General features: G+C 61.0%; 12 protein-coding genes and 1 pseudogene. 6 read left to right on the forward strand and 7 right to left on the reverse strand.

Going from position 1 to position 12,263, the window contains the following annotated elements:
* Positions 1-47: 47 nt before the first annotated feature.
* From cyoE to cyoA, 5 genes are read right to left on the reverse strand one after another with little or no spacing between them, the layout of a single operon-like run.
* Positions 48-935: a heme o synthase gene (gene cyoE / locus KCG88_RS11105; RefSeq protein ID WP_047285200.1), complete on the reverse strand. Its 888-nt coding sequence runs from the start codon at positions 933-935 to the stop codon at positions 48-50.
* Between the two features lie 10 nt (positions 936-945).
* Positions 946-1,275, reverse strand: coding sequence for a cytochrome o ubiquinol oxidase subunit IV (gene cyoD, locus KCG88_RS11110; protein WP_011063284.1), 330 nt, complete (start codon positions 1,273-1,275; stop codon positions 946-948).
* Entirely contained in the window at positions 1,276-1,902 is a 627-nt protein-coding gene (locus tag KCG88_RS11115) for a cytochrome o ubiquinol oxidase subunit III (protein WP_011063285.1), read from the reverse strand.
* Between the two features lie 3 nt (positions 1,903-1,905).
* Positions 1,906-3,924: a cytochrome o ubiquinol oxidase subunit I gene (gene cyoB, locus KCG88_RS11120; protein ID WP_011063286.1), complete on the reverse strand. Its 2,019-nt coding sequence runs from the start codon at positions 3,922-3,924 to the stop codon at positions 1,906-1,908.
* 3 nt (positions 3,925-3,927) lie between these two features.
* Entirely contained in the window at positions 3,928-4,872 is a 945-nt protein-coding gene (cyoA, locus tag KCG88_RS11125; protein ID WP_011063287.1) for a ubiquinol oxidase subunit II, read from the reverse strand.
* A 27-nt stretch (positions 4,873-4,899) separates the two neighbouring features.
* Here cyoA and KCG88_RS31195 point away from each other — a divergent pair.
* Positions 4,900-5,094 (forward strand): annotated as a pseudogene (locus KCG88_RS31195) (hypothetical protein); the annotation flags it as partial.
* Between the two features lie 574 nt (positions 5,095-5,668).
* Here the strand turns inward: KCG88_RS31195 and KCG88_RS11130 are convergent.
* Together KCG88_RS11130 and hmpA are read right to left on the reverse strand one after the other, a co-directional pair.
* A complete protein-coding gene (locus tag KCG88_RS11130; RefSeq protein ID WP_047285203.1) occupies positions 5,669-6,178 on the reverse strand; it encodes a disulfide bond formation protein B in 510 nt (169 codons plus the stop codon).
* Between the two features lie 363 nt (positions 6,179-6,541).
* The gene (gene hmpA / locus KCG88_RS11135) at positions 6,542-7,723 is read right to left on the reverse strand and encodes an NO-inducible flavohemoprotein (RefSeq protein ID WP_210712374.1); all 1,182 of its coding nucleotides are present in this window, start codon (positions 7,721-7,723) and stop codon (positions 6,542-6,544) included.
* A 156-nt stretch (positions 7,724-7,879) separates the two neighbouring features.
* Here hmpA and norR point away from each other — a divergent pair, with 156 nt between their 5' ends.
* From norR to KCG88_RS11160, 5 genes are all read left to right on the forward strand, one after another.
* Positions 7,880-9,436 (forward strand): nitric oxide reductase transcriptional regulator NorR, encoded by a 1,557-nt coding sequence (norR, locus tag KCG88_RS11140; protein ID WP_210712375.1) that lies wholly within the window; start codon positions 7,880-7,882, stop codon positions 9,434-9,436.
* 177 nt (positions 9,437-9,613) lie between these two features.
* The gene (locus KCG88_RS11145; RefSeq protein ID WP_011063291.1) at positions 9,614-10,516 is read left to right on the forward strand and encodes a chemotaxis protein; all 903 of its coding nucleotides are present in this window, start codon (positions 9,614-9,616) and stop codon (positions 10,514-10,516) included.
* Positions 10,517-10,519: 3 nt separating this feature from the next.
* On the forward strand, positions 10,520-10,999 hold the full coding sequence (locus KCG88_RS11150) for a GNAT family N-acetyltransferase (protein WP_047285210.1): 480 nt from the start codon (positions 10,520-10,522) through the stop codon (positions 10,997-10,999).
* An 87-nt stretch (positions 11,000-11,086) separates the two neighbouring features.
* Positions 11,087-11,413: a hypothetical protein gene (locus KCG88_RS11155; protein WP_047285211.1), complete on the forward strand. Its 327-nt coding sequence runs from the start codon at positions 11,087-11,089 to the stop codon at positions 11,411-11,413.
* A gap of 91 nt (positions 11,414-11,504) precedes the next feature.
* Complete coding sequence (locus tag KCG88_RS11160) at positions 11,505-12,254, forward strand: YkgJ family cysteine cluster protein (RefSeq protein ID WP_047285213.1); 750 nt, start codon at positions 11,505-11,507, stop codon at positions 12,252-12,254.
* Positions 12,255-12,263: the final 9 nt, after the last annotated feature.

Here is a 12,263-nt window from a genome sequence, read left to right on the forward strand (position 1 = left end):
GCCCCGCGCTTCTTACGAAGGCGGGGCTTTTCTGTGGCCTGGACAGCTTAGTGTGCGTAGGTCAGCAAGAGCTCGGTCGGGGCCTTGAAGTCCACCGACATCATCACGCTCAGCGCGGTGATGGTGAAGATCGAGAACACGAACAGCTTGCGCGCCCACACGGTGTCATCCACTGCCTTGTAGCCGGTCCAGGCCATGTACAACCAGTACATGCCCATGGCCGCCGCTACCGCCAGGTAGCTCATGCCGGCGTAACCGCTGAAGGTCAGCATCAGGGTCGCCACCAGGAATGCCAGGATGTAGAACAGGATGTGCTTCTTGGCCACGCGGATGCCACGCTTCACCGGCAGCACCGGAATCGATGCGGCCAGGTAATCGTTGAAGCGGAAGATCGCGATGGCGTAGGAATGCGGCATCTGCCACAGGCTGAACATCACCAGCAGGGTCAATGCAGCCATGTCGAAGCTGTTGCTGACCGCGACATAGCCGATCACTGGCGGCATGGCCCCGGACAGGCTGCCCACCAGCGTGCCGTGAACCGACTTGCGCTTGAGGTACAGGCTGTAGAAGCCGACGTAGATGACAAAGCCGATTACCGCGAACAACGCGGCCAACGGGTTGGCCACGTAGTACAGCAGGGCGACGCCGGCGACACCGAGGATAGAGGCGTAGACCAGTGCCACTTCCAGGGAGATCAGGCCCTGGACCAGCACGCGGTTCTTGGTGCGCTCCATCTTCAGGTCGATGTCACGGTCGATGCAGTTGTTGAACACGCAACCGGACGCTACCACCAGCGAGGTGCCGATCATGGCGGCCAGGAAAATGGCCAGATCGACATGCCCTTTCGAGGCCAGGAAGAACCCGCCTGCCACAGAAAGCACGTTACCGAAAATGATCCCCGGTTTGGTGATTTGGATAAAGTGCTTGAGCGACATCGGGTTTACCTCACTTCGCCATCATGACGGTGTGGATGCTGAACATGATCCACAACGACAGACCAACCAGCAGAACAATGACCAACGCGGCGAAGATGAACGCCACCACGTTGTTGCGCTGTGCTTCGGAACGGTCCAGGTGCAGGAAGTACACCAGGTGCACCAGCACCTGGATGACTGCGAACGCCAGGACGATCCACAGGGTCACGTCTTTGGGCAGCGATGGGTACATCACCAGGCCGAACGGGATCAGTGTCAGGATGACCGACAGGATGAAGCCGATGGCGTAGGACTTGACGCTGCCGTGACCGGCTTCGTCGTGGGAGTGTGTGTTGGCCATTTACATAGTCCCCATCAGGTAAACAACGGTGAATACGCAGATCCACACCACGTCCAGGAAGTGCCAGAACAGGCTCAGGCAGCTCAGACGGGTCTTGTTGGTCGCCGTCAGGCCGTTTTTCTGCACCTGGTACATCATGATCGCCATCCAGATCAGGCCGCTGGTCACGTGCAGACCGTGGGTACCGACCAGGGTGAAGAACCCGGACAGGAAGCCGGAACGGCTAGGGCCGTAGCCTTCGGAGATCAGCAGGTGGAACTCGTTGATCTCCATGCCGATGAAGCCCAGGCCGAACAGGAAGGTCATGGCCAGCCAGCCCAGTACCTGCTTCTTGTTGCCCCGGAAGAACGCCAGCATGGCGAAGCCGTAGGTGATCGAACTGAACAGCAGCAGGGCGGTTTCACCCAGTACGTATGGCAGTTCGAAGATGTCGTGGCCCGACGGGCCACCCGCTACGTTGTTAACCAGTACCGCGTATACCGCGAAGATCGACGCAAACAGAATGCAGTCGGTCATCAGGTAGAGCCAGAAACCGAATACGGTCATCTCGCCCGAGTCGTGGTGATGGTCATCGTGCCCATGGTCATCGACATGGGCGTGTCCAGCATTGGTCACTAAGTTCGACATGGATTAAGCCTGTTCCAACGAGGTTTCAACACGGGTAGCCGGGATCTTGTTCTCCGATACCAGACGCTTGTGCTGTTCGGCTTCGATGCGTTCGATCGTTTCGACCGGCACCATGTAGCCTTGATCATCACGGGCAGCGTGGATCGCGAAATAGATCACGGTGCCGGCCAGGCTTGCGATGGCCAGCCACCAGATGTGCCAGATCATGGCGAAACCGAACACGGTCAGCAGAGCCCCCATGACCAGACCGGTAGCGGTGTTGTTGGGCATGTGGATCGGCTGGTAGCGACCAGGCTGCGCGTAGGCAGTGCCGTTTTCCTTGGCTTCGGTGAACGGATCGATGCCTTCGGCTTTCGGCAGTACCGCGAAGTTGTAGAACGGAGGGGGCGACGAGGTCGACCATTCCAGGGTGTGGGCGTTCCAAGGGTCGCCGGATACACACATGTTCTGCTTGCGGTCACGCACGCTGACGTACAGCTGGATCAGTTGGCAGGCGATACCCACGGCGATCATCACCGCACCTACCATGGCGACGTACAGGTACGGCACCCACTCAGGGTTGGTGGTGGCGTTCAGACGACGGGTCATGCCCATGAAGCCCAGTGCATAGAGCGGCATGAACGCGACGAAGAAGCCGGAGATCCAGAACCAGAACGCAGCCTTGCCCCAACCTTCATGCAGCTTGAAGCCGAAGGCTTTCGGGAAGTAGAAGCTGAAGCCGGCGATGTAGCCGAATACCGCGCCGCCGATGATCACGTTGTGGAAGTGAGCGATCACGAACAGGCTGTTGTGCAGAACGAAGTCGGCACCCGGAATGGCCAGCAGTACGCCGGTCATGCCGCCGATGGCGAAGGTCACCATGAAGCCCAGGGTCCACAGAACCTGGCTGGTGATGCGCAGACGGCCGTGGTAGATGGTGAACAGCCAGTTGAACAGCTTCACCCCCGTCGGAATCGAGATCAGCATCGTCGCCAGGCCGAAGAAGGCGTTGACGCTGGCCCCCGAACCCATGGTGAAGAAGTGGTGCAGCCAGACCATGAAGCCCAGTACCGAGATCGCGCCGGAAGCGTAGATCATCGAATGGTGGCCGAACAGGCGCTTGCCGGAGAAGGTCGAGATCACTTCGGAGAAGATACCGAACGCCGGCAGGATCAGGATGTACACCTCGGGGTGACCCCAGGCCCAGAACAGGTTCACGTACATCATTGGATTGCCACCAAGTTCATTGGTGAAAATGTGGAAATCCATGTAACGGTCAAGCGTCAGCAGTGCCAGGGTAGCGGTGAGGATCGGGAACGAAGCCACGATCAGCACGTTGGCCCAGGTGCAGGTCCAGGTGAAGATCGGCATGTCCATCATCTTCATGCCCGGGGTACGCATTTTCAGCACGGTGGCCAGGAAGTTGACCCCCGTCAGCGTTGTCCCCAGCCCTGATAGCTGTAGCGCCCAGATGTAGTAGTCCACACCCACGCCCGGACTGTATTGCAGGCCCGACAGCGGCGGATAGGCAACCCAGCCGGTCTTGGCGAATTCGCCAACGCCCAGGGACAGGTTGATCAGCACCACGCCCGATACCAGCAGCCAGAAGCTCAGGGAGTTGAGGAACGGATAGGCCACGTCACGCGCGCCGATCTGCAGCGGCACGACAAGGTTCATCAGGCCGGTGAAGAATGGCATCGCCATGAAGATGATCATGATCACACCGTGAGCGGTGAAGATCTGGTCATAGTGTTCAGGTGGCAGGTAGCCAGGCGAACCCTCGGTGGCCATGGCCAGCTGGGTACGCATCATGATGGCGTCGGCGAAGCCACGCAGCAGCATGACCATGGCGACGATGATGTACATCACACCGATTTTCTTGTGGTCGACGGACGTCAGCCACTCGGTCCACAGGTAGGTCCACTTCTTGAAGTAGGTGATTGCCGCGAACAGCGCCACGCCACCGAGCAGAATCATGGCAACGGTGACCATGACAATCGGCTCGTGGAACGGAATCGCTTCCAGACTTAATTTACCAAACATCGTTTACTCCTCTGCCCCGGCAGCTGAATGCGAACTCACGTCCATCCCTTCCGTTGCGGCCACTTCCTTTTCTTTCTTCTCGTGCTTGAGCGGCTTGCCCGGTTTCATGCCTTCATACTTGTCGATGACGGTCTGGAACAGGTTTGGCGCGTAGGCGGAGTAGAGCTCTACAGGATTGTTCTGGCTTGGCTTGGAAAGGGCTTCGTATTCAGCGGTGTCCAGCTGTTTAGGTGCCTTCTTGACTTCGTTTACCCAGGCGTCGAAATCTTCCTGACTGGTAGCGATCGCTTTGAACTTCATGCCGGTGAAACCCGCGCCGCTGTAGTTGGCGGAGATACCTTCAAGTTCGGTGTTCTGGTTGGCAATCAGGTGCAGCTTGGTGGTCATGCCCGCCATCGCGTAGATCTGGCCGCCCAGGCCCGGGATGAAGAACGAGTTCATCACGGTGTCGGAGGTCACGCGGAAGTTAACCGGGGTATGGGCCGGGAAAACGATCTTGTTGACGGTGGCGATCCCTTGGTCGGGATAGATGAACAGCCACTTCCAGTCCATGGCGACCACTTCGATGGTCACTGGCTTGACGTCGGAATCCAGCGGACGGTACGGGTCCAGGGCGTGGGTCGACTTGTAGGTGACATAACCCAGGGCAATGATGATGAGCACCGGAACCAGCCACACCGCGATCTCGATCTTGGTGGAGTGGGACCACTTCGGCGCGTAGGTCGCGTCCTTGTTGGAGGCGCGGTATTTCCAGGCGAAGGCGAAGGTCATGATGATGACCGGCACAACCACCAGCAGCATCAGGATGGTTGCCGTGATGATCAGGTTTCGTTCATCCAGACCGACCTGACCCTTGGGATCGAGCAAGGTCCACTTGCAGCCTCCCAGCATTAACATGCCGAGCAGCGGCAATAAGCCTAGTAATCTGGGGTACCTGTTTTTACTCATCTCACGACCTCTAAAGCAGCTTGCGCAATGCAGTTGGGTTTTGATCGCCAACACTTCACCCTGCCAAGGGTTGGCATTTTTCTTCAATTGAATAAGGGCCTGCCCGTTGCGTTAAGCGCTCAACGACACATCCCGGGCTAGCAGTGGTTCTTATTCGATCTCGTGGTCAAAGGCCTTGTTACAGACCAATTCCATTTGGTGCGGAAGTTTGGAAGGCGCCGACACCCGCAGTCGCATGGAGCGCTCTATCCGCCCCTCGACCGTCCTCGTGTGCTCAGGGTTGAGCAGCGTCGGAAATTCAGTGCGGGCGATTGTAGATATGTCGCGTTTTATAAACCATGTCTTATCCCGAAATAATTTTTATCCCATGACGCAACAATCCGTCATGATTGTTGCGAAGGATATAAATCATAGCGATTTTCATTTGCAACAAAAAGCCCCAAAAAGGACCTGAAACACCCCCCTTGCAGGACTCCCGATCCCCCCTGAGGGCCGCCTTCCATCTGGCTTCACCCCTTGTAAAACGGGCGCTGTGAAGATTTTTATCGATAGCAGGCTATGGTTCTCGGCCGACAGGCTCGCGTACACAAACTGACAGGCTCTCATTGAACCAGCGCACCAGAATGCAGTCTGTTGCAGCGACTCAACCGCCCCTCTGCGACCGCGACACTGTGACAACATGTCGCACTTTTGCCGCACCTGCGCTTGCCGCAAATCACGGACTTTTCAGGTGCCGAATGAACGGCACAAAAAAGCCCCGGCCCTCCCATCGGGGACCGGGGCTTTTACGGGTGAATCAGTCGTTTTTCTTGCGATTGCGCACCACACCCAGAGGCACCAGGATCACCGTCAGCACGAACGCCACCAGCGCCCACTGGGCCAGGGACAGACCGAGGATCGGCGGGTACGGCGTGGAGCAGAAACCGTCGACCTGAAAGCCCAGGGGGAAGATCTTGGCCAAGGGCAGGCTGTCGACAATTGGCTGCAGCACATCGATGCCACAGCTCACCGCAGGGTAGAACTGGGTGTACACATGGTGCCCGGCCACGCCCACGCCAGCGAGGGCGCAGATGACCACCAGGGTTTCCATGACCGTGACCCCGCGTCGCGAACTCATGGCCGCACCGATGAAGGCAAACAGTGCAATCAGCAGCAAGGCATAACGCTGCAGGATGCACAGTGGGCACGGTGCCTCGCCCAGCACCACCTGCATGTACAGGGCTCCGCCGATCAGTGCCAGGCAGATAATCCCCAGCAGCACCAGGAAACGCCGCTCACGTCCCAAACCCAGTCTGTCGTCACTCATCCCTATTCCTTTTTCTGTTGTGTTCAGCCTGCCCCCGAGACCCGAGGCGGCAGACCGAGATTGTCTTCGATGAACCCGTCGACCGCGCGCCGGCCAATGCTCGCAGAGGCCCACCCGGCTGCCGGGAAGTCTACACGTTGAACATGACCTTTGAATGCAGGGTCATAAAGCGCCACCGCAACGCGGCTTCGGGCTTTTTGCCCGTTGCGGACAATAGCGACAAGCAGGTTAAGAGTGGATTAACCGCCGTACCAAATACGCGGAGAACAAAGGCGGTTTCGGGAAAGCCAGCGAATGCTGGAGCGACATGAAACGAAGGGAGAGAAAAAAGGCCGGCGCCCGTGGGTAGCCGGCCGGGGGTGGTTATTCCAGGGCCGCAGCCGGACCGAAGAACTCGTAGCGGCTCTGGTGCTCGGGAATACCCAGGGCCTGCAGGTGGCGCTTGATCGCGGCCATGAAACCCTTGGGCCCGAGGAAGTAGGCGTCCAGGTCGCGTTGCTCCGGCAGCCACTGGTCCAGTTGCTCGCGGGTCAGCATGCCCAGCTTGTCCGCCGCCGGGCTGACACCGTCATCCTCGGCGTAGCAATAGAAGCGCTTGAGCTGTGGATACCGCTGGGCCAGTTCATCGACCCAGTTGCGAAAGGCATGCACCTGGCCGTTGCGGGCGCAGTGGATGAAATGCACCGGACGCTCGGTGGCCAGCGCTGCCTCCAGCATCGGCAGGGTTGGAGTGATGCCCACCCCGCCGCTGATCAATACCAGCGGTTTGTCGCTGGCCGCCAGGGTGAACTCCCCCGCTGGAGGGAAGAGCATGACGCAGGTGCCCACCGGGCATTGGTCATGCAGGTAGTTGGAGGCCACGCCGCCGGTTTCGCGCTTGACGCTGATGCGGTACTGGCCCTGGTTGGAAAGTGCCGAGAGGGAGTAGTTACGACGGATTTCCTCGCCCCCTATAAAGAGCTGCAAACCGATGTACTGCCCCGGTTCAGCGGCGAGGATCGGCCCTTGGTCCTGCGGTTCGAAATAGAAGGAGGTGATTTCAGCGCTCTCTTCCACCTTCTGCACCAGCCGGAACTCACGGGCACCGCGCCAGCCGCCAGGCGCCTGGGCTTTCTCGTCGTAGATCGCCGCCTCGGCGCCGATCAGGATATCCGCCAGCTGGTTATAGGCGGCGGCCCAGGCATCGATCACTTCCTGGGTGGCGACCTCGCTGCCCAGCACTTCGGAAATGGCCCGCAGCAGGCAACTGCCAACGATGGGGTAATGTTCCGGAAGGATCTGCAAGGCAACGTGCTTGTTGATGATCTTGGCCACCAGATCCCCCAACTGGTCCAGTTGGTCGATGTGCCGGGCATACATCAGAACACCATTGGCCAAGGCCCGAGGCTGATCGCCGCTGGCCTGATGCGCCTGGTTGAACAGTGGCCGCACTTGCGGGTACTCGGAGAGCATCATCCGGTAGAAGTGGGTAATCAGGGCTTCGCCGCCGCTTTCGAGCAGGGGCACGGTGGCTTTGATGATGGCACGATCTTGAACGCTTAGCATAAGGACAACTCCTGGACTTTATGACTGCTTGCAGGTTTCCTATGACTAGTCAGTTTTCGTGCCAAAAATAAATTACTTAAATATCAACAAGTTAAAATAAATATAGTCATAAAGACACTCTGTCTTTTATAGTCATTAAGACATCACGGAGTCATTATGACTGCAAAATCCCTGCTCACCGCCCTGCTGCCCCTGGTCACCGACCTGTCCCGCGAACTGCCCGAAAGCGAGCGCTATCGCCGCCTGCTGGAAGCTCTGCGTGCCCTGCTGCCCTGCGATGCCACTGCACTGCTGCGCCTGGATGGCGAGTGGCTGGTGCCACTGGCGGTCAACGGCTTGAGCACCGACACCCTGGGCCGCCGCTTCAAGGTCAGCGAGCATCCGCGCTTCGCCGCCCTGCTCAGCAGCCCGGGACCAACCCGCTTTGCCAGCGACAGCGACTTGCCCGACCCCTACGACGGCCTGGTGGAAGGCCTCGACGATCACCTGGAAGTGCATGACTGCATGGGCTGCCCGCTGTTCGTCGACGAGCGCCCCTGGGGCCTGCTGACCCTCGATGCCCTGGACCCGCAGCGCTTCGAACCCATCGAGCTGGATGCCCTGCAAGCCTTCGCCAGCCTCGCCGCCGCAACGGTCAGCGCCGCCCAACGCATCGAACGCCTGGCCCAGCGCGCCGAAAACGAGCACCAGCGGGCCGAGGTCTATCGCCAGGCCAGTGGGCAGAACCGCGAGCTGATCGGCCAGAGCAAGGCCCACAAACGCTTGCTGGAGGAAATCAAGCTGGTGGGCGGCAGCGACCTGACGGTGCTGATCACCGGAGAAACCGGCGTCGGCAAGGAACTGGTCGCCCAGGCTATCCACGCGGCTTCGCCTCGGGCCGAGCAGCCGATCATCAGCCTCAACTGCGCGGCCCTGCCCGACACCCTGGTGGAGAGCGAGCTGTTCGGCCACGTGCGCGGCGCCTTCACCGGGGCCACCCAGGATCGCCGGGGAAAATTCGAACTGGCCAATGGCGGCACTCTGTTTCTCGATGAAGTGGGCGAGTTGTCGCTGACCGTGCAGGCCAAACTGTTGCGGGTGCTGCAAAGCGGCCAACTGCAACGCCTGGGGTCGGACCAGGAGCATCGGGTCGACGTGCGCCTGATTGCCGCCACCAACCGCGATCTGGCGGAAGAAGTGCGCAACGGCCGCTATCGTGCCGACTTCTACCACCGTCTCAGCGTCTACCCCCTGCGGGTGCCGGCACTGCGCGAGCGCGGCCGCGATGTGCTGCTGCTCAGTGGCTACTTCCTGGAACAGAACCGCTCGCGCATGGGCCTGGGCAGCCTGCGCCTGAGCGTTGAGGCGCAACAGGCGTTGCTGGCCTACCACTGGCCGGGCAACGTCCGTGAGCTGGAGCACTTGATCGGCCGCAGCGCTCTGAAAGCGCTGGGCAACCACCCCGAGCGACCGAAGATCCTCAGCCTGGATGCCAGCGATCTGGACCTGCCGCGGGCCAGCGAAAGAACCAGCGCACCCACCGAGCCAGCCGTTGCAACCCAGGCCCTACCTGCCGTCGCCGGCGACCTGCGCCAGGCCACCGACCACTACCAGCGTCAACTGATCAGCAACTGCCTGGAGCGGCACCAGCACAACTGGGCCAGCGCCGCCCGTGAGCTAGGCTTGGACAGGGCCAACCTGAGCCGTCTGGCCAAGCGCTTGGGCCTGCGGTAAACGCCAGCGCCGACAAAGCGCCCTGCCCCTCTGCAGGCGCCGGCTTGCCGGCCTGGGTCGCGCCGCCGACGGAAAGCGGGAACACCGCTAAAGCCAGCCCTGAACACGTCGATAACCCGTTATCAATGGTTGTCCGTGGCCCGTGCCACGAGCCAATTTTCTCCAGAGAAGGTTTTTATGTCCTCCAACAAAGCCCGCGCAGATTCGCTATCGCTTCTGCTGTTTACCTTGCGCAGCGGCAAGCTGATGGCAATCAACCTGCTTAAAGTCAGTGAAATCATTCCTTGCCCGCCGCTGACCAAGCTGCCCGAATCCCACCCCCACGTGAAAGGCATCGCCACCCTGCGGGGCAACTCGCTGTCGGTGATCGACCTCAGCCGGGCCATCGGCGAGCGGCCCCTGGCCGACCCGGACAGCGGCTGCCTGATCGTCACTGACGTCAGCCGCTCCAAACAGGGCCTGCATGTGCAGGCCGTGAGCAAGATCGTGCATTGCCTGACCACCGATATCCGTCCACCGCCCTTCGGCTCCGGCGGCTTGCGGTCCTACATCACCGGGGTGACCCAAGTGGACGGCACGCTGGTGCAGGTACTGGATATCGAGAAAGTGATCCATGGCATCGCCCCGGCCCAGATCGAAATGGCGCCCACCGAGCTGAGCATGGAAGACGCCGAAGCCCTGGGCAACGCGCGGATCCTGGTGGTGGACGACAGCCAGGTGGCCCTGCAGCAATCGGTACACACCCTGCGCAACCTCGGCCTGCAATGCCACACCGCCCGCAGCGCCAAGGAAGCCATCGACTGCCTGCTGGAACTGCAAGGCACGGCCAACGAGATCAACCTGATTGTCTCGGACATCGAGATGTCGGAGATGGACGGCTATGCCCTGACCCGCACCTTGCGGGAAACCCCGGATTTCGCCCACCTCTACGTGCTGCTGCACACCTCACTGGACAGCGCCATGAACAGCGAGAAAGCCCGCGTGGCCGGTGCCAACGCCGTGCTCACCAAGTTTTCCTCGCCAGAACTGACCCGCTGCCTGATCGACGCAGCCAAGACCATCGCCACCCAGGGCGCCTGAGGCATGAGCCAGATCCACTGCTTGTTGATGCGCCGCGATCTCACTGCCCCTTTGGCAGCGCCACAGTGGCCTGCCGGCGTCACTGTGCACAACTACAGCCCCGAGCATGCGCAGGCTGTGCATCAGTTGATGCATCTGGGCTACCAGGACGGAGGCGGCGACGTCCCGGTGCTGGACAGCTGGCGCCAGGCCTTCGAGAGCGATGCCGAATACGACCCCGAACTGTGCCTGGTGGCCCGGGATGCCGAAGGCATGATCGGCGTCGCCCAGTGCTGGACCAGCGCCTACATCAAGGACCTGGTGGTACACCCCCGCGCGCGCGGCCAGGGCCTGGGGCGCGCCTTGCTGCAACAAGCCTTCATCCTGTTCGCCGAACGCCGGGAAGGCTGCGTCGATCTGCGGGTACTGGAAGGCAACCAGAGGGCCCGGCGCCTCTACGAAAGCGCCGGCATGTACATCGTGCGTCATGAAACCCTCGACTGATCCTCCGGTCACTATCCTGTAGCTGCCGAAGGCGGCCAACGGCCGGATCAGCCCCGACGATCCCTGCGCCCCCCAAGGAACCGCCCCATGAACGCCAAGCCTCTGTGCCTGCTCTGCCTGGCCATACTCGCCGGCCAGGCCCGCGCCTCCAGCGACGATGCCTGGGCCGCCCTGGAGCAGGCCATCCGAATCAGCTGTACCCAGGCCAGCGGCCTGCAAAACCCCGAACCCGTGGGAACCCTCGCGCAATTTCCCGACCAGGTCGGCGTCAGCGCCCTGTTGCTGCAAGGCCGCTACCGGCAGAAACACATGCGCGGCCAATCGGGCATCGAACTGTGCCTGTACAACAGGCAGACCGGCCAGGCTGCGGTCAGCGAGTGGAACTCGATCCGGCCGGCCCTCAAGGCCCGGTGAATGGCGCATAACTTGCTTCGGCATAGACCCGGGTAGCGTCCATGACGGTTTTCCCACCTGACCTCTGCTGATCCACAAGGCGCTTCGTGCAATGAACACTCAGTTTTCCTGCGTCGGCTGCGGCAAATGCTGCAACGATCACCATGTCCCCCTGACCCTGCTGGAAGCCCGCGACTGGGCGGCCGACGGCGGCCAGGTGATCATTCTGGTGGAAGCCTTCCTCGGCAATGGCCTGGGGCTGCCGATGCAGCAGCGCGAGCACGCCGAACGGCGTTCCTGCCGGGTCCGCAGTGGCGCCACCGATGCCTATGTGGCGATCACCTTCGCCGCCTACAACGTCGGCCCCTGCCGGAATCTTGACGAAGACCAGCTGTGCCGCATCTACCAGCGCCGGCCCCTGGTGTGCCGCATCTACCCCATGGAAATCAATCCGCACATTCCCCTCAACCCGCAGGCCAAGGATTGCCCGCCGGAATCCTGGGAACAGGGCCCGCAACTGATTCTGGGCAATGAACTGGTGGATCAGGAACTGGCCGAGCTGATCCGCCGCTCGCGCCAGGCTGACCGCGACGACATCCACACCAAGGAAGCCATTTGCGCCTTGCTGGGCATTCGCACCACGGCGCTCAAGGGCGACGGTTTCACCGCTTACCTGCCGGACATGGGCGCCCTGGCTAACGCCATCGACCAGGTCCAGGCCGCACCGCCCGGAGCACCGGGCCAGCCCTGGCGCTTTCACCTGTCCGGAGACGATATCGCCGGGCAGGTCCAGGCCGCCGGCGCCCAGGTGGTCAGTGAAACACCTCTGGACTACGCCTTCATTCCCCTGCGCGCCGCTTGAGCCGCGGGC

The organism is Pseudomonas sp. MWU349, assembly GCF_017947325.1.
Taxonomy (GTDB): Bacteria; Pseudomonadota; Gammaproteobacteria; order Pseudomonadales; family Pseudomonadaceae; genus Aquipseudomonas; species Aquipseudomonas protegens.